Source organism: Nevskia soli DSM 19509, from assembly GCF_000711955.1.
GTDB classification, from domain to species: Bacteria; Pseudomonadota; Gammaproteobacteria; order Nevskiales; family Nevskiaceae; genus Nevskia; species Nevskia soli.
Map to the genome: position 1 here is coordinate 76077 of NZ_JONR01000008.1, position 17961 is coordinate 94037.

General features: G+C 65.5%; 17 protein-coding genes. 9 read left to right on the top strand and 8 right to left on the bottom strand.

Annotated elements, in window-relative coordinates; all coding sequences use genetic code 11:
- Positions 1-341: 341 nt before the first annotated feature.
- Entirely contained in the window at positions 342-710 is a 369-nt protein-coding gene (locus BP26_RS0104765; RefSeq protein WP_029919435.1) for a hypothetical protein, read from the bottom strand.
- Between the two features lie 258 nt (positions 711-968).
- A complete protein-coding gene (locus BP26_RS0104770) occupies positions 969-1736 on the bottom strand; it encodes an SDR family NAD(P)-dependent oxidoreductase (protein WP_029919436.1) in 768 nt (255 codons plus the stop codon).
- A 185-nt stretch (positions 1737-1921) separates the two neighbouring features.
- Here BP26_RS0104770 and BP26_RS0104775 point away from each other — a divergent pair, with 185 nt between their 5' ends.
- Positions 1922-2830, top strand: coding sequence for a LysR family transcriptional regulator (locus tag BP26_RS0104775; protein WP_029919437.1), 909 nt, complete (start codon positions 1922-1924; stop codon positions 2828-2830).
- Between the two features lie 35 nt (positions 2831-2865).
- Here BP26_RS0104775 and BP26_RS0104780 read toward each other — a convergent pair whose 3' ends face one another.
- The 4 genes from BP26_RS0104780 to BP26_RS30070 form a co-directional block, all read right to left on the bottom strand.
- Positions 2866-4089, bottom strand: a complete 1224-nt coding sequence (locus BP26_RS0104780) for a hypothetical protein (protein ID WP_029919438.1) — start codon at positions 4087-4089, stop codon at positions 2866-2868.
- A 118-nt stretch (positions 4090-4207) separates the two neighbouring features.
- Positions 4208-4474, bottom strand: coding sequence for a DksA/TraR family C4-type zinc finger protein (locus BP26_RS0104785; RefSeq protein WP_029919439.1), 267 nt, complete (start codon positions 4472-4474; stop codon positions 4208-4210).
- Positions 4475-4597: 123 nt separating this feature from the next.
- Positions 4598-5053 (bottom strand): PA2169 family four-helix-bundle protein, encoded by a 456-nt coding sequence (locus tag BP26_RS30065; protein WP_029919440.1) that lies wholly within the window; start codon positions 5051-5053, stop codon positions 4598-4600.
- Positions 5054-5235: 182 nt separating this feature from the next.
- Positions 5236-6033, bottom strand: a complete 798-nt coding sequence (locus BP26_RS30070) for a rhomboid family intramembrane serine protease (RefSeq protein WP_029919441.1) — start codon at positions 6031-6033, stop codon at positions 5236-5238.
- A gap of 416 nt (positions 6034-6449) precedes the next feature.
- Between BP26_RS30070 and BP26_RS0104800 the strand changes: the two genes are divergently transcribed.
- The 6 genes from BP26_RS0104800 to BP26_RS28300 all read left to right on the top strand — a co-directional run bounded on the left by BP26_RS0104800 (position 6450) and on the right by BP26_RS28300 (position 13767).
- Positions 6450-8414, top strand: coding sequence for an ice-binding family protein (locus tag BP26_RS0104800; protein ID WP_051748324.1), 1965 nt, complete (start codon positions 6450-6452; stop codon positions 8412-8414).
- A gap of 33 nt (positions 8415-8447) precedes the next feature.
- The gene (locus BP26_RS0104805) at positions 8448-9581 is read left to right on the top strand and encodes an OmpA family protein (RefSeq protein ID WP_036516149.1); all 1134 of its coding nucleotides are present in this window, start codon (positions 8448-8450) and stop codon (positions 9579-9581) included.
- A 253-nt stretch (positions 9582-9834) separates the two neighbouring features.
- A complete protein-coding gene (locus BP26_RS0104810; RefSeq protein ID WP_084182802.1) occupies positions 9835-10437 on the top strand; it encodes a DUF2380 domain-containing protein in 603 nt (200 codons plus the stop codon).
- 88 nt (positions 10438-10525) lie between these two features.
- On the top strand, positions 10526-11872 hold the full coding sequence (locus BP26_RS26400) for a HAMP domain-containing sensor histidine kinase (RefSeq protein WP_036516150.1): 1347 nt from the start codon (positions 10526-10528) through the stop codon (positions 11870-11872).
- A complete protein-coding gene (locus tag BP26_RS0104820; RefSeq protein WP_029919445.1) occupies positions 11869-12558 on the top strand; it encodes a response regulator in 690 nt (229 codons plus the stop codon). The genes BP26_RS26400 and BP26_RS0104820 overlap by 4 nt, the downstream gene beginning before the upstream one ends.
- A 105-nt stretch (positions 12559-12663) precedes the next feature.
- Entirely contained in the window at positions 12664-13767 is a 1104-nt protein-coding gene (locus tag BP26_RS28300) for a DUF3047 domain-containing protein (RefSeq protein WP_084182804.1), read from the top strand.
- Between the two features lie 473 nt (positions 13768-14240).
- On the opposite strand, the gene BP26_RS0104830 is transcribed toward BP26_RS28300, so the two are convergent.
- Positions 14241-15095, bottom strand: coding sequence for a pirin family protein (locus BP26_RS0104830; RefSeq protein ID WP_051748329.1), 855 nt, complete (start codon positions 15093-15095; stop codon positions 14241-14243).
- 14 nt (positions 15096-15109) lie between these two features.
- Positions 15110-15712, bottom strand: coding sequence for an NAD(P)H:quinone oxidoreductase (gene wrbA / locus BP26_RS0104835; protein ID WP_029919448.1), 603 nt, complete (start codon positions 15710-15712; stop codon positions 15110-15112).
- A 143-nt stretch (positions 15713-15855) separates the two neighbouring features.
- On the opposite strand from wrbA, the gene BP26_RS0104840 reads away from it, so the two are divergent.
- Positions 15856-16872 (top strand): LysR family transcriptional regulator, encoded by a 1017-nt coding sequence (locus tag BP26_RS0104840; protein WP_084182805.1) that lies wholly within the window; start codon positions 15856-15858, stop codon positions 16870-16872.
- Between the two features lie 435 nt (positions 16873-17307).
- A complete protein-coding gene (locus BP26_RS0104845; protein ID WP_029919450.1) occupies positions 17308-17952 on the top strand; it encodes a CDP-alcohol phosphatidyltransferase family protein in 645 nt (214 codons plus the stop codon).
- Positions 17953-17961 lie beyond the last annotated feature (9 nt).

Genomic DNA, 17961 nt, shown 5'->3' on the forward strand with positions numbered 1-17961 from the left:
ATGGCTGGGGCTGACAACGATCGCCCGCGACACGGTGCCGCGTCAGCGTGGGTGCGGGAGCGGGCGAAGGCGGCCCCTCCCGCACCCACCTCGTTACGCTCGGGCACCGTGTCGGGGCCGCCCTGGCGCGATTTTGGGCGCAACCCTTCGGGACGGGGCCATTTTTACGCATTGCTGCGCCGGCCAGAGCGCACCATGGAATCACCATGCCGCACTCTGTCCGACTTGCACTGCGCAAAAATGACCGCCGTCGCAGGCGCGATTCATTCTGTTACAGGCTCTTAGGGATTGCGGATGATCTGCCGAAACGCCCGCTGGACGCAGGCGCGCCGTGGCGGCAGTCAGGCCGTCCGGTGCGGCAAGCGGCGGTCGAAGCCGCTGTAGCCGTCGCCCTGGCGCATGCGCACGCGTGTCAGGGCGACGGACATCACCAGTTCATGCACCGAGCTGCGAAGCTTGTCGTAGGCCCCGACGTCGCCCGATGCCCGGGACTTGCGCCGGACCCAGAGACCGTCGCTGCGAGCTTCGAGATCGAGCCGTCCTTGCACGGACAGGATTTCGATGCCGGACACGAGATCCGAGGAACGCAGGCGCACCGATTCCCAGTGCTCCGCCAGGGTGCGCAAGGGGATGGCGCCGAAGCGGGCGACCCGGTTTTCCTTGAGTACGGCATCGAGCGCCGCGGAAATGAGGTCCAGATCGATTTTCATGATTGGCTCCAGTGCCAAGGATGAGCCGAATCAGTGAATTCGGCCGTAACTCTGACAATGGACCTGAAACGCGGCGCCTTGTTGCACAAGGCGACACAAGGATATTGATGGCCGACGATCGGGCCGGCGGTGGATGATCCGGCGGCGTTGCCACTGCGGCGCAGGGCAATGGTTGACATCATTATCCCCCTGCCGGCAGAAAATCGTAAGCGCCGATCCGGCCGCGATGAGCCGGACCGGCGACTGGCGCTGCGCGGGTTACAGGAAAATGCCGCCGGCAACTTCGATGCGCTGGCCGTTGACCCAGCCGTTGCCTGGCGACAGCAGGGCGGCGATGGCGCCGCCGACATCGTCCGGCAGGCCGACGCGGCCCAGCGCGGTGAGCGAGGCGATCATGGCGTTGAGCTGGGCGTTGTCGCGCACCGCACCGCCGCCGAAGTCGGTTTCGATGGCGCCGGGGGCGATGACGTTGACGGTGATGCCGCGCGGGCCGAGTTCCTTGGCCATGTACCTGCTCAGGACTTCGATGGCGCCCTTCATCGAGGCGTAGGCGGCATAGCCCGGGAAGCTGAAGCGGGCCAGGCCGCTGGACAGGTTGACGATGCGGCCACCATCGGCGATCAGGGGCAGCAGTTTCTGGGTAAGGAAGAAGGTGCCCTTGAAGTGGACGTTCACCAGCTCGTCGAACTGCGCCTCGGTGGTCTCGGCGATCGAGGCATGCACGCCGACGCCGGCGTTGTTGACGAGGTAGTCGAAGCGCTCGCGCTGCCAGTGCCGGTGCAGCGCGCCGCGCACCTGCTCGGCGAAGGCGGTGAAGCCGGCGCTGACGCCGACATCGAGCTGCAGGGCCACGGCGCGGCGCCCGAGTTTCTCGATCTGCGCCACGGCGCTGTCGGCTTCGACCTTGTTGCTGTGGTAGGTGAGGATCACGTCGGTGCCGGACTCGGCCAGCTTGGTGGCGGTGTTGCGGCCGAGGCCGCGGCTGCCGCCGGTGATCAGGGCGATGGGGGTGGTGGGCTTGCTCATGGGTGTCTCCTTGCAGTGGCGCAGCTCGGATTCTGTCGGTCGCCGCACGAGTCTGTTGCCCGGGTGCCGCGATGGGAGGCACTTTATTGATATTATTAATGCAGATAAATACCAATAAATTGATTTATCTGTTCAAAAAATATGAACAATAGATCCTGGTCAGAGCCATGCTTGATGGAGCGACGATGAATCGACTGGATGCCATGCAGATTTTCGTGCGGGTGGCCGAGCTGACCAGCTTCACCCGCGCCGCCGAGAGCCTGGGCCTGCCCAAGGCCAGCGCTTCCAACGCGGTGCAGCAGCTGGAAAGCGCATTGGGCACGCGCCTGCTGCACCGGACCACACGCAAGGTGCAGCTGACGCAGGACGGGCAGGCATTCTATGAACGCAGCAAGGATCTGCTGGCGGACATGGACGAGTTGCAGTCCATGTTCCAGCAGGGCGAGCAGGCGCTGCGCGGGCGCCTGCGGGTGGACATGCCCAGCGGCATCGCGCGCGCCTATATCGTGCCGCGCCTGCCCAAGTTCCTGCAGGCGCATCCGCAGATCGAGCTGGAGCTGAGCAGCACCGACCGCCGCGTCGATCTGGTGCGCGAGGGTTTCGACTGCGTGGTACGCGTCGGCGCGCTGGGCGATGCGAACCTGATCGCGCGCCCGCTCGGGCGCCTGCGTGTCGGCAACTTCGCCAGCCCCGCCTACCTGCGCCGCCACGGCACGCCGCGGACCCTGGAGGACCTGGCCGGGCACCAGCTCATCCATTACACCGTCAGCTTCGGTTCCAGGCCGGACGGTTTCGAATACCTGGACGGCGACACCTACCGCACGCTGCCAATGGCCGGCGCGCTGACGGTGAACAGCACCGATGCCTATCAGGAGGCCTGCCTCGTCGGACTGGGCTTGATCCAGGCGCCGGCGATGGCGCACCAGCACCTGCTGGCGCAAGGGCTGCTGGTGGAAGTGCTGCCGCAGTACCGGGCGGAGCCGATGCCGCTATCCCTGCTCTACGCCAACCGGCGCAACCTGTCGAAGCGGGTGCAGGTGTTCATGAACTGGATCGCGGAGACCCTGCGGCCGTACGTGGAGAAGGCGGGGTAGTGCGGTGTAGCAGGAGTAGATGATTCAACCCCTTATTACCACCAATCCATATTCGCGGCATTGTCGAATTTGCGCGCTAGATACTCCACGAACTCCGTCATACTCTCCTCGGATTCCATGGCGTGAGCATATGTGCCATCCGAAACAAAGGTGAGAATGCTCGGAAGGCTGCTAAAAAGGAAAATCCGAGCCGGTCCAAGAGCACCAGACCACAGATGCTCAATGAATTCCTCCATTTCTTCAATCGCCCTTCTTTCTTCGAATGCTGGTTTGCCCGTAAGCGAATATCGGTGCTTTTGATCTTCAGTTAAGAGGACGGGAGCCGCTCCTGCACCAGAATGGAAACGGAATGCTTCCCCGCGTTTTCCGAATGCGCCATGTGCCATAAAGTTTCGGATCTGTGCACGTAGATCAAGAAGCTCGTCGTAATGCTTTTTGGTAGCTGCCTCGTCTAGGTTCAAGGCGGTCTTGAACTTCGTTTTCCAGTCGGCTTCGGCTATTCGTGCGACCTCCTGGCCCGTACACAGGCGCCCTCGAAGAATAGCGAGGTGGATGAATGCATGTTCGGTCCAACTGAAGAATGCCTCAACAGCAGCTTGGGCATGCCAATTCGCCTCTTTGCGTAAGGCATGGGCGGGAAACGACCCTTGAGTGACCTCGGTGTCATCATCAAGGATCTTTTTGGTGATGACTCGCTCGTTCTTTTTGGACTCGGTTTCGGCAGATAGTGCTCGGAAACGATCACGGAAGAACTCATAACGCTCAAAGAGTGACGAACTCTTGTTGAGCACGTTGATCTGGTTGCCCGCAGCTGCTTGCTCTGCACGCCACTCAAAATACGGATTGGCGACAGCTACGGCTCTTGTTATTAACGCAGCGATCTCCTTCGCATCAGTCTCGGCTTCATCGGTTGGCGGCTCATTCATCGTCGCTTTTGGATCAAGAGTCGGCGCAAATATCCCCAGGCCCATTTTGCGGTGCTCGATACCATAGAGCCGTCCACGGAATCGGACGGGGATCGTCCACGCACTCTTTTCCCACTCACCCATGTGAGGAAACTGAAGGAGGTCAACTAACAAAAAATAGACAAGGTAATAGTGAGGTAGAGTTCGCCCTCCATTCGTCCGAGAGGAAAGCATGAGTCCCTTCGACTCAGCATTCGATTTGGGCGGGCCAGCGGCCTCAATCTCACCGAGTGCTTTTAAAGCGGCTCCATGTACCTTCTGTATCGCCGGCGGTAGAGGGTCTGCTTCAGTCATGAAATATGGTCGATTTGCGATGCCTGGGAACTGACTTCGCGACGGCAATCACTAACCAAACAGTGACATCCGGAACCAACCGGAAGCGGATGCGCCCATCGAATGAGCAGGGGCCGAATCAACGCAACTGGCTGTCCTTGCTGCCGCGCCGGTTGTAACCGCTGAATTCGGTGATCTTGCTGTCGTGCGCTTCCTGGCAGGGCACGCAAAGTCGCACGCCGGGGATGGCCGCCCTGCGCCCCTCGGGAATCTCCTCGCCGCACTCGACGCAATGGCTCAGGCTCGGGCCGGACGACAGGTTGTTGCGCGCGCGCGCAATGGCGTCCTTGACCGTGGCATCGATCTGTTCCTGAACCGCGCCTTCATGTGCCCAGCCAGTGGCCATTACCTTGTACCGATCTCGCTCATCGCTGCTATAGCCATAGCCAGAAAATAGTGCTGACGGCCTTGAATTTCAAGGAGCGGGCGGCGCCGCGGTAAATGCCGGGCGCCTGTCCCCCCGCTGGCGTCAGTGCAGGGTGTCGAGCCGTCCGCGCATCGCCCGGATGGCCTGGTGGCGTTGTCGTGCGCCGTCACGTTGCCGTTCGAGCATGGCGTGGACCTCGGGCGATGTATCCCAGTGGTTCACCGCGTCGTCGAAGCAGATGTCGGCTTCGCGCTCATCGCTTTCAACGCTGTCGAGGATCGCGCCTTCGTCGCGGCCTTCGACCAGGGCCCTGAGATGCATGAAGGTGCGGTGCAGCGTGTTGTCGAAAGTCCCCAGGCCCTTGGGATGCCCACCCAGCTTGTGCACGGTGTCCTGCATCTCGCGCACGGCTTCGGCGAAGAACAGTGAATATTCCTGCAGGGATTGCTTCAGTTCCGCGTGGTGCGCCTCCGAAGCCGCGGCGCGCAGCGCACTTTCGCCGTTCCTGGATGTGACTATCAGGCGATTGAGCAGCGTGATCGTATCCAAATCGTTCATGACATAACCCTCCTGGCCAGACCGGTTGCCCGTCCGGCGCATGCCAGGATTCCGCCGCGCCAGGTTTCTACCTGCGCGTCGGAACGGCATGGCAGGGCGGCTGTTCCAGACTAGCGCAATGCGGCGGCAGTGACCAGCCGCGCGGCGTCGCTTCGTCGGCTGGATTCCGGATTCATCCGGCCTTACGAAGCCTGGTCGTTGCGGATGTGCTGATGGTTTTGCAGGTGATCGGTGCAGTAGGCCACCGGCGGCTCGCACTTGGTGCAGTAGCGGAAGTCCATGGTGCGGTGGGTCTTGTCGGTGATGCCGCAGACGGTGCAGGTGTGCAGCGGCTTGTCGCGTTTGGCGATGACGCTGGCCTGGGTTTTGATGCGGCGATGGCCGTAGCGGGCCTTGTAGAAGATGTCCCGGCCGAAGAACAGGAGGAAGTTCACGATGGCCACGAAGATCAGCAGGCGCGCAGGCCAGCCGCCCATGACGAACTCGTAGCCATAGTAGAGCCAGGTAAGCAGGGCCAGCCACTTGATGCGTATCGGCAGGACCAGGAACAGGTAGATCTGGTAGTCGGGGAACAGATAGGCGAAGGCCAGGAAGATCGAGCCGGTGATGTAGGCGTTGGTCGCCGCGCTGAACGGAAAGACGAAGGCGGCGGCGATCGTCATCAGGAAGCCGATCAGCACGTAAAGGTTGTAGCGGAAGGTGCCCCAGTGTGCTTCCAGCGAACCGCCCATGAAGTAGAGCAGGTAGAGCGTGAAGATGGCGAAGATGGGGTTGCCGCCCGGCGGGGTGAAGACGAAAGTCAGCAGCCGCCACCATTGCCCGCCGAGGACCGCGCCCGGAATCAGCTGGATCGCCCACAGGAAGCCGGGCGCGGCCAGGCTCAGCAGCAGCGCTGTGCCCTGGCCGCCGACGAGGTACAGCGTCAGGTTGCGGATCGCGAAGCGACCCAGTTTGCGTTCGGCGGTTTTCAGGAAACTCATGTTTGTGGTAGGCGCGTGACGTGCTGGCCGGCGTGGAGCGGGCGGATGGTTTGAGTCCGTATCCAGGCGGCGATGGGATTCGATATTCCGTCCATTGTAGCCGCGATTAGCGAGTGGTCCCGGTAGGCGGATGATCCGCCGTGCAGTGCAGGTGCGCGGAGCCAAGCCGCCGCTGCGGGGATGGCCAACCACGCCGTGTTCCCGACATCGCGTGAAGCCGAGCGGCGGCTTTTCCCGGCGGACGCGCCGGGGCTTTTCCCCCATGTGTTCGGCACCGCACCGATTCCCCGGCGGGGCAAGGGTATTACTGCCGGCAGTGGTTGCGCATCGACGATATGGAACTTCAGAGCGCGTGCCGCCAGGGGGTGATCGATCACACCGGCGGGTTTCCGGAATTGCACCGACAGGGGAAGCACATGAATGGATTCAAGCGGTATTCCGGATGCCTGAGCTGGTCTCTGGTGCTGTTGCTGGGCACGCTGATGGCGGCATGCGGCAGCGGCGGACGGGACCCGATCCTGGGCGGCGGCGTTGCCGTGCTGGCCCCGACCGTGACCGCAACGGCACCGGTCAACGGCAGCACCAGCGTGCCGATCAACAACACCCTGATCACCGCCGCCTTCAGCGAGCCGATGGCGCCGATCACGGGCGCGGCGAGCTTCACCGTGACCTGCGCCGCACCCTGCGCCAGCCCCACGGGTACCGTGTCGCTCGATGCAGGCAGCCGGATCGCCACCTTTGCCCTTGCGCCGGCCGCGGCGCTTGAGCCGCTCACCCTCTATACCGCCACCGTCACCAACGCCACCAGCCTGGCGACCGGGCTGGCGCTGGCGAGTCCCTATGTCTGGACCTTCACCACCGGCCTTGCGCCCGACACGACCCGGCCACGGGTGACGCTGACCGAGCCGGCCACGACGACGCCCGGCCCGACCACGGGCGTGCCGGCCAATACCGCGATTACCGCGCTCTTCAGCGAAGACATGGCTCCGGCCACCATCGACGCTGCCAGTTTCACCCTGAAATGCGCGGCGCCTTGCGCAACACCTACGGGCAGCGTGAGCTATGCGGCCGGCACGCGTACCGCGGCCTTCATGCCGGCGGCGGCACTGGCGGCGGGGACGACCTATACCGCCACCATCACCACCGCGGCAACGGACCTGGCCGGCAATGCGCTGGCCGGCAATCAGGCGCCCTTGCCGGCTGCAAGCGACTACGTCTGGACCTTTACCACCACGGGCCCGACGGCACCGGCAAATGTCTCGGTGCCTTCCACCAATCCGGTTGCGGGGGCCGCGGGCGTTTGCCCCGGTGCGACCATCAATGCCAGCTTCACCGTGCCCTCCGGTACGCGGATGGACCCGGCCACGGTCAGCACCGCGACCTTTACCGTCACCGGACCGGCCCCCGGCCTGATTCCGGTGGCCGCATCGTCGGTGGTCCTCGATAGCGCCACCGGGCGTATCGCCACCTTCACGCCGCTCAATCCCCTCGTCAGCGGCATCACCTACACGGCCACGGTCAAGGGCGGCGCCAGCGGCGTCAAGGACCTGGCAACCCCGGCCAACACCATGGCCGCCGATTTCGTCTGGAGCTTCACCGCAGGCCCCGCGACGGGCAGTTGCCTGGCGCCGGTGTCCCTGGGTTCGGCCGCGCCGTTCGGCACTTTCGGCGGCTCCGCCGGAATGACCAACTCCGGGCTGCTGACTGTCATCAATGGCGATATCGGCACCACCGCCGTCTCCACCGCGGTGACCGGGTTTCACGATGCGGGACCGGGCTGCACCTATACCGAAACGCCGCTCAACAAGGGCATGGTCAACGGCAACATCTACACCGCGCCGCCGCCGCCCACTGTCGCATGCCCCGGCGAGGGGACGGCGCAAACCCTGCTGATCGCCACGCAGGCGCGCGCCGATGCGTTGGCCGCATATAACGCCCTGGTGGCGCAACCGGCCGGGTCGGACCCGGGTGCCGGCAGCCTGGCCAACCTGGTGCTTGCTCCCGGTGTGTACACCGCCGCGGCCGGTTCCTTCAAGATCCAGGGCGGCGACCTGACACTCGACGCACAGGGCAACGCCAACGCGGTGTGGGTGTTCCAGATGGCCACGACGCTCACCGTCGGCGGTCCCGGAGCGGCATTTCCGCAGAGCATCATCCTGCTCAACGGGGCACAGGCCAAGAACGTCTTCTGGCAGGTCGGCACCGCCGCCACCATCGACGCCGGCGGCTCCGGCACCATGGTCGGAACCATCATCGCCCAGGCTGGACTGGCTTTCTCCACCGCCGGCAACAGCACCATCGTCACGCTGAACGGCAGGGCCTTGTCCCTGGGCGCTTCCGTGACCCTGGTCGATACCGTCATCAATGTGCCTGCTCCCTAGAGCTGTCGTCCAACCGGGTCTTTGGAGAAAAACATGAAACTGGCAAGAGCTTCGATGACACTGGGACTGGTCGCGCTGGCCGGCATGATCGGCCAGCGCGCGCTGGCGGACGATAACGGCTGGTACGTCGGCGGCAACGTGGGGCAGTCCCGCGCCACCATCGACAACGACGGGATCAAGGGCGGCCTGCAATCGGGCGGGTTCACCACCACCTCGCTCGCCAACGACAACCGCGACATCGGCTTCAAGGTTTTCGGGGGATACCAGTTCATCCGCTACTTCGCCGTGGAGGGTGGCTACTTCAACCTGGGGAAATTCGGCTTCACCGCCGACACGCAGCCGGCGGGAGCGCTCGACGGCAACATCAGGCTGATGGGCCTGAACCTGGATGCGGTCGGCATTCTGCCCATTGCAGCGGGATTTTCGGCCCTGGGCCGGGTCGGAGTGGATTACACCCAGGCGCGGGATACCTTCGCCGGCACCGGTTCGGTCAATGTGCTCGAACCCAGCCGCAGCAAGCGCGCCGCCAGCTACAAGTTCGGGTTGGGCCTGCAATACGACATCACCCATTCGATCGGTTTGCGCGCCGAGGCGGAGCGTTACCGCGTCAATGATGCCGTCGGCAACCGCGGCGACATCGACCTGTTTTCGGCCGGCTTGCTTTACCGTTTCGGCAGCACCCCGGCTGAACCGGTGCTGGTTGCCCAGGCTCCCGAATTCGTTCCCCCGGCCCCTGCGCCGCTGCCGCCGCCACCTCCGCCGCCTCCGGCAAAGGTGACGTTCTCGGCCGATTCGCTGTTCGATTTCGGCAAGGCGACGGTCAAGCCCGAGGGGAAGCAGGCGCTCGACCGCTTTGCCGCGGACCTGAAGGGCGCCAGCTTCGACCACATCAATGTCACGGGGCATACCGATCGGATCGGTACGCACCCGTACAACATGAAGCTCTCGACGGATCGCGCCGAGGCGGTCAAAAGCTATCTGGTGGTGTCCGCCGGAATCGATGCCGGCCGGATTGCGGCCGTCGGAACCGACGGGGCGGATCCCGTCACCAGACCCGATGAATGCAAAGAAGAACACCCGGGCAGGAGCGGGAAGGCCAGCAAGCAGCTGATCGCCTGCCTGCAACCCGATCGCCGCGTCGAGGTCGAGGTTTCCGCCACGAAGTGATGCGGGCCGGCTGTTGCCGGATGTGCGTGGCCCCGAGTGTAATATTCGGGTGACGGACATCCGGCACGGCTTCTTCCTCTTCCTGCCGTTCCGGATCTAATCCGGTTTCCGGAAAGCGGGCATCAGGGTGCAGCACTCCGGCTGCGACTTCAGGGGCAAATCACATCGATTCCGTGGGCAAAATGCCCTGGTCCACCATACGCTGAATTGCCTACTCTCCCGGATCTGACCAGTCATCTTGAGGAGTAGCTTCATGCGCGAAGAGCGGAATACGGCTCGGCCCCTGCGGGTTCGGGCGGACAGGCGCAATGCTCCAGGCGCGGTTGCGCGCGCCATCGTTCGCTCCGGCGGTCTGTTGCTCCTGTGCGCGCTGATGGCGCCGGCATTTGCCGATACAGGCAAGGAACAGCCTGCTCCGGTCAGGCTCGCCGTGTTCGATTTCGAGCTGGACGATGTCAGTGCCGGGGCGTCGAAGGCGGGCGAGAAGGCCGCCGATATCGCGCTGTTGAAGGCGGTCAGCGAAAAAGCCCGGCAGGTCATGGTGCAGTCCGGGCGCTATAGCCTGGTCGACACGGGCGGCTCCGATTCGGAGCAGGTGAAGGGGCGCTCGCTGAAAACCTGTGACGGTTGCGAGGCGGCCATCGCCTTGAAGCTCGGCGCAGAGCAATCCCTGCTGGGCGTTGTGACCAGGGTCGAGATGAGCAGCTACGCGGTGCAGGTCCAGATCCGGGATGCCAGGACCGGCAAGCTGGTCAACCAGCAGAGCGCCGTTTTCCTGGGGAGCGACGATGGCTGGAGCAATGGGGCGGCTTCACTGCTCAGGCACCGGGTGTTGTCGAACGACTATCCGCCCTAGCTGAAGCGTGCCTGCGGTGGGCACGGGCAAAATGCCCGTGTTCGGGCCGGCTTGCCGCGTTGGGGCCGGCGCTCCCTACAATGTGCCCATGAATCTGAAGCTGTACCTCCTGATCCGCATGGCCCTGCTGGGGTTGTTGTGCTGGCTGGCGGTTTCGTTTTATGTCGTGGTTCAATCGGGCCGGCATGCGACGCGGGAGATGGCGGAAGTCGCGGACCAGTTGAAGTCGATGCTCGAACTGGACGTGGGGCGGCGCCTGGTTTCCGTGGACTCGGATGCGCGCTACCCGGATTTGAGCTGGGCGGCTTCGCGCTTTCCCGATCCGCTGTGCCTGCAATACCGGGCGGGGGATGGCTCGACTTCGCGGCAGGGCTGTAGCCAGGTGGCGGACAGCGCGGCGGTTCCGGCGTGGCTGGCGCGGGTGTTTGCCGCCCTCGGGGCGGGGCCGGTTACCGAGCGGCGCGACATCGCGGTGTTCAACCGGCCGGTTGGCGCGCTCGAAGTGCAGCCGGATCAAGCGCGCCTGGTGGAGCGGCAATGGCATAGCGTGCGCGACCTGCTGGGCCTCACCGCGGTCACCTTGCTGGCGCTGGGTGGTCTCATCTTCCTGGTGATCGGCCGCGCCTTGCGGCCGGCGGCGCGGATCGTCGCGGCGGTGGAGCAGCTCGGCGAGGGCGCGGAAGACCTGCGGCTTCCGGCCTACCGGCCGCGCGAGTTCGGCCTGATCGCCGGCGGCATCAACCGGCTGGCGGAGCGGCTGGCGCAGGCATCGGCCGCGAGGGCGGACCTCACGGCGCGGCTGATCCATCTCCAGGAAAGCGAGCGGCGCGAGCTCGCGCACGAGCTGCACGAGGAATTCGGCCAGTGCGTCGCGGCCCTGGGAGCGGTGAGCGCCAGCCTGCGGCAGAGCGTCAGCGCCGGTGAGGCCCTGAGCGAGGCGGACGTGGCGCCGCTCGAAGCGGGTGTCGAGCATGTGCTGCTGTCGCTGCGCGGCCTTCTGCTGCGCCTGAGCCGGCCGCCGCTGGAGCAGCAAGGCCTGCTGTCCGCCTTGTCGGACCTGGTCACGGCCTGGCAGATCAGGCTGCATGGCGCGCCGCGCGTCGTGCTCGACGCCGGACCCGGGATGGAAGAAGTGCCGAATGACGAGCGCGCGCTGTGCGCGTATCGCGTGGTACAGGAATGCCTGAGCAATATCGCGCGTCACGCGCCGGGCAGCCGCATGGCCTGCGTCTACGTCCGCCAGGAACCGCGGCGGCTGTATGTGCGCGTGTCGAACGATCGCGCGGCAGGGGAGCCGGGCCACGGCGCCAGCGGCACCGGCATGGGCCTGAAGTTGCTGCGTGAACGCGTGGGTTCGCTGCACGGCACCTTGTCGGTCGAGGTTTCGGCGGCGGAGTTCGCGGTGCAGGCCATCCTGCCGGTGGGCGCCCGATGAAGCCGGCCGCCACCGTGCGCCTGCTGCTGGCGGACGACCATGCCATCGTCCGCGCGGGCTATCGGCACCTGCTGGAACGGCAGGTGCGCATCGCGGTGGTGGCGGAAGCCGGCACGGCGGAGGAGGCTTATGCGCAGTTCCGCCTGCATCGTCCTGATCTCGTGGTGACGGACCTGGCGATGCCCGGTGCCAGCGGCCTAGAGGTCATACAACGCATCCTGCGCGCGGAGGCCGGCGCGCGCGTGCTGGTGTTCAGCATGCACGTGTCGCCGGACATCGCCCTGGCGGCGCTGCGTGCCGGCGCGCTCGGCTATGTGACCAAGAGCAGTCCGCCCGACGTGCTGCTGCGCGCCATCGACGAAGTGCTGGCCGGACGCCAGGTGCTGAGCCCGGACATCGCCCAGGCGCTGGCGCTGGCGCGGCTGCCGGGGCAGCGCCGGCCGCTGGAGGAACTGACGCCGCGCGAGTTCGACGTGCTGTGCATGCTGGTGTCGCCGGCCAGCGTGCAGGACATCGCGCAACGCCTGCACCTGAGCCCGAAGACGGTGCAGAACCTGCACTACCAGATCAAGGACAAGCTCGGCGTGGAGAGTGACATCGAGCTGACCCGCCTGGCGCTGTCGTGGGGGCTCGATCTCGCGCCCTCGCTTGAAGCGGGCACGCCTGAGGGCAAGCGCCCGGTTTAGGGAAGCCGGCATTTTCCCGCGGCGGTACGGGCAAATTGCCCTTGCCGGAGAAGCGGGCGCTGCCTACTCTCAAGGTGCAAATCAATCAAAAAATGGAGGAATACGATGACCCAGTCCGATGCCCAGGGAGCGACTGTCGTCGCGCAATGGAAGGAAGCGATCGCGGCTTCCGCCGCCGTCCTGCTGCGCCATGCGGTCGTGGATATTCCGGCGGACAGTCCTGGGTGGATCGACAGCGGCGTCGATCTCAAGGCTGGTGAGTCGGTCACCTTGTTGTCCACCGGTTCCGCCGGCCTGGCGGGCGGCGCGGACATCAGCTTTGCCGCGCAGACCTTGTTGTGGTGGCGCATCCGGCCCGGCGGCGAGATCGCCAAGCTGCCGGCATCGACGACCACCTTCACGGCGGCCGAAACCGGCCGGCTCGAATTCGTGGTGAATTTCCCCGGCGCCTGGGTCGATCGCTCCGGCGGGCTCGCCGCCGACTGGCCGCGCCAGGCGGCGGCCGGTTTGTACACCGTCGCCGTGCTGGTGTGGAAAGGTTCGGCGGACGAGGGACTTGGTCGCTTCGCCGCGGCGGACAAAAGCGGCGTCGCCAGCGGCGAACGCGGCCGGCTGATCTCGCCGGCGCAACTGCCGCGCGGTTGGGAGCCCCTGTGGCGGGTCGGCGAGAACGAGGTGTATCGGGAGCCGTTCGAGGTGAAGGGGCGGCAGCACATCGCCTGCCGCTGCAGTGCGGACGGCGGCATCATCAAGTATCCGCTGGATCTGCCGCTGGATGGCACGACGCGGCTGGCCTGGGACTGGCGCATGATCGCGCTGCCGTCGAAGGTGAAGGAAGACATCACGCCGACGCACGATTACCTGTCGATCGCCGTCGAGTTCGACAACGGCCAGGATCTCACCTACATCTGGAGTTCGGCGCTGCCGGTCGGCACTTCCTTCCGCTGCCCGTTGCCCTGGTGGGACAAGCGCGAAACGCACCAGGTTGCGCGTTCCGGCGAGAGCGAGTTGGGCCGCTGGCTCGCGGAGGATCAGCCGCTGCTGGCCGACTACGAACGCGCCGTCGGCGGGCCGCCGCCGTCGCGGATCGTCGGCGTCTGGCTGATTGCCGTGGCGATCCTCCAGCGCGGCCGCGGCGAATGCGATTACCGCAATATCGAGTTGCGGAGTGCCGGCGGCATCCACGTGGTCGGGCCGGCATCTCGCTAAGAGCCTGTAACAGAATGAATCGCACCTGCGTTGCAGTCCAAAATCGCGTCAGGCAAGGCGGAGGCCCCAGCCATGGTGATTCCATGGCTGGGGCTGACAACGATCGCCCGCGACACGGTGCCGCGTCAGCGTGGGTGCGGGAGCGGGCGAAGGCGGCCCCTCCCGCACCCACCTCGCTACGCTCGGGCACCGTGTCGGGGCCGCCCTGGCGCGATTTTGGGCGCAACCCTCCGGGACGGGGCCATTTGTGCGCAGTGCTGCGCCGGCCGGAGCGCACCATGGAATCACCATGCCGCACTCTGTCCGACTTGCACTGCGCAAAAATGACCGCCGTCGCAGGTGCGATTCATTCTGTTACAGGCTCTTAAGGAAGCTCGGAATAAGCCGCCTGTCGATACGCATGGCGCCAGGCACTTGAAGCGCTTCAAATCGCCTCAGGGATCGCGCCGACGGGCGGCTTGTTCAGACCCTCCCTAACGCAGGCGGCCGTCGGCGTGCAGCAACTGCCCGATACGATCGATCTCCCGCTCACCCCGGTCGAGTGCGGCGCGGCTGGTGTGCACCGAGTAGTACCCCAGCACCAGTTCATGCGGATGCGGCACGGCCGAGCCGAGGACGAAGCCGGTGTCGCCCTGCGCTTCGAATTCGATGGACGCAGCGGAGCGGTCGAACACCGCCAGTTCGCCGGCCGGCACAGCGTGCGGCGTATTCAATGCACCCTCATGCACGGCGACCCAGGCGACGGTGTGACCCTGCGGCGGCTGGTAACGCCAGCGTTCACCGGCCTTGAGGCGCACGTCGAGGTAGTTCATGCCCGCCGGCGCCGGAATGGCGCTGACGGCATCGCCGCTGCGGCCCAGCACGACGCGTGCGGGACCGTCGACGGGGACTTCTTCATTGGAGAGATAGCGGCTTTGCGGCTCGCCGTTTTCCAGTTCGGGCGGCAACGCCACCCAGAGCTGGAAGCCCTTGACGCGCTCCCTGCCGTTCATCGTGCCGGTGTGCCAGACGCCGGCGGCGGCACGCATCCACTCCACGCCGCCCGCGTTCAACATGCCCTTTACTCCGGTGGTTTCCTCGTAGCCGACCTCTCCCTCCAGAAGCACGGTCAGGGTGGCGATGCCGGAATGCGGATGCCAGCCGAACTGCGGGCCGTTGCCCGGCATCGCAGCGAAGGCGTCGAGGAAGACGAAGGGCTTGATCAGTTCACCCACATCGGAGGGGCTGACCAGGCGGGTGATGGGGCCGTGAGAACTGCCGCGCGTGCGGAACACGATGGCGCGAGGTGTGGCGGCGGCATCGTTCAACACGCGGGCAGCGGCGCTCATGACGGCCTCGGCTCTTACTTGGCGAACAGCTTGTTGGCGGTTTCGGCGATCAGCTTGCCCTGGTGGCGCGCGCCCTCCAGTTCGTTGGCGCTGGGCTGCCGCTGGCCCTGGCCGCCGGCGATGGTGGTGGCGCCGTAGGGGCTGCCGCCGGTGATCTCGTCCAGGGTCATCTGGCCCTGGAAGCTGTAGGGCAGGCCGACGACGGTCATGCCGAAGTGCAGCAGGTTGGTGATGACGGAGAACAGCGTCATTTCCTGGCCGCCGTGCTGGGTCGCGGTGGAAGTGAAGGCGCCGCCGACCTTGCCGTTGAGCGCGCCGCGCATCCACAGGCCGCCGGCCTGATCGAGGAAGCTGGCCATCTGCGAAGGCATGCGGCCGAAGCGGGTGGGCGTGCCGACGATGATGGCATCGTAGTCGGCGAGCTGCTCGATATTGGCGACGGGCGCCGCCTGGTCGAGCTTGAAATGGGCGGCCTTGGCCACCTCGGCCGGCGCGGTTTCGGGCACGCGCTTGATGTCGACGGTGGCACCGGCCGAGCGGGCGCCTTCGGCGACTGCGTTGGCCATGGTCTCGATGTGGCCGTAGGACGAGTAATACAGGACAAGGACTTTCGACATGGGAGATCTCCGCTCGGTGGATGACGCTGCCATGGGCCGCAGCCGGGCAGCTTCAATGCTTGCCAACGCAGGATAGGTGCCGGATGATTGATTGACTAGACAGAGTAATCGGACGACACAAATCCAGAAATGGAAGTAATCGTATGATCGACCTGAACGAGGTGGCGATGTTCGTGCAGGTGATCCGCGCCGGCAGCTTCATCGAGGCGGCACGGCGCCTGGGCATTCCCGCGAATACCCTGAGCCGGCGCGTGCGCCAGCTCGAAACCCGGCTGGAAACGCGGCTGATGCAGCGCTCGACGCGCAAGCTGACGCTGACCACCGCGGGCCATGCCTTCTTCGAGCAGTGCGCCCCTGCGGTGGAAAAGGTGCTGGACACCGGGCAACGGCTGGTGGACGGCAGCCAGACGCCGGGCGGTTCCTTCCGGGTGGCGGCGCCGGCCGGCTTTTTCGATCTGTTCCGCATCGAGTGGGTGGCCGAGTTCCTGGCGTCCCATCCGCGGGTCCGCATCGATTTCGTGCTCGACGATGCCGCCGCCGACCTGATCGGGGAGGGCATCGACATGGCGTTCCGCGCCGGGGTGACGACAGCGGGCGGCTTCACCGTGCAGCGGATCATTCCGCACTATCTGGTGTTGCTCGCCAGTCCGGGGTATCTGGAACAGCGCGGCGCGCCGGCGGAGCTGCAGGCGCTGGCACAGCACGACTGCCTCACCGCTTCCAGCCGCCAGGGTCGTACGGTGTGGCGCTTGCAGGGCCCCAACGGCGCGGAGGAAGTGCAGGTCAGCGGACGCCTGGCCGCCAACGATGCGCGGGTGTTGTTGAAGGCTTGCGTGGAAGGACTGGGCATTGCCCTCATGCCGAGCACGCTGTGCGCCCGTGAGGTCGCCGCCGGACGGCTGGTGCAGGTGCTGCCGCAGTATCGCCGCGGCGGCGCCGATTTCAGCGTGCTGTTCCCGAGCCGCGAGCAGATTCCGCTGGCGGTCTCGGCCTTCGCCGATTTCGCGCAGGCGAAGTTCCGCGCCATCGCCATCGAAGGCGCGTTCGACCTGCCGGGGATGGAGGGCGAAACAGGCGTGGCGGTACTGACGGGGGATTCCGGTCCGAAGCGGCAGCGCAAACCGGGGCGGTTGCCCCGCAATACAGCAGCCGCGCGCTGATCCCGCTTGGGCTGGCCGCACCGCGCGGGCGATCCCGTTATGCGCTGCGGGCGACCTTCCGGAGTCCTTGCGGCGTGGCGCAACGACAAATATTACGGCCCGTAACTTTCAAAAACTAACGCCGAAAGCCCTTGTACGAACGGAATTCGTCCCAAGCCTGTCACAGGAATGTCCTCTGGGCGTTATAATTCTGTAACTTCTGTCATGCGCAAGGCATCAAACAGACCGTCTGAGCAGACCCGATTCTCCAACCCGGCCGGTCCGGGTTCCGGCGTCGGCGGGCTGCAAGGGAAACTCGAGGGGGAATGCGCCGCTCTGCACTCGAATCCCAGGCCGTCGACCGCCGCCAGAAGTTTCTTTCCGCCCGGAAACGCAAGGGTCATCCCTTGCGCCGCGGGCAGTGGTGTCGGGCCTGATGTTGGATTGGGGAGTCGCATGAACGAAAAAAAGATTGAGCCCCCGCGTCCCTGGGACGCACAGCTGGCACGGCGGCTGATCATGCCGCTGGTGCATACCCGGGTTAGCCCGAATCATCTCACCACGGTGCGCCTGCTGGTTGGCGTGGCCGGCATTGTCTTTTTCATGCCGGGCACCTACCTGTGGAGCAATGTCGGCGCGCTGCTGTTCGTGCTGTCGAACTTCCTCGACCATACCGACGGCGAGCTGGCCCGCGTCAGCGGCAAGACCAGCCGCGTCGGTCATATATATGACCTGGTGTCGGACGCGTTGATCCACGTGCTGCTGTTCGCCGCCATCGGCTTCGGTCTCAGCGGCGGGCCGCTGGGCCAGTGGGCGGTGGCGCTCGGCGCGCTCACCGGCTGCGCCGTCAGCTTCATCTTCTCCATGCGCATGGTCATCGAGAATCGCCTGGGCAAGGCCGGCACGCAGCTGAGCCGCGTCGGCGGCTTCGAGACCGAGGACGTGCTGTACCTGATGCCGCTGGTGACCCTGAGCGACTCACTCCAACCCTTCCTGCTGGCCGCGGCCGTCGGCTCGCTGGCGTATGCGCTGTGGGTGACGGGCGAGTTCGTGCGCTCCGGCCGCGCCGTCGTCGCCCCGCACGAGTACCGGCAGCGTTGAACGCCGCCG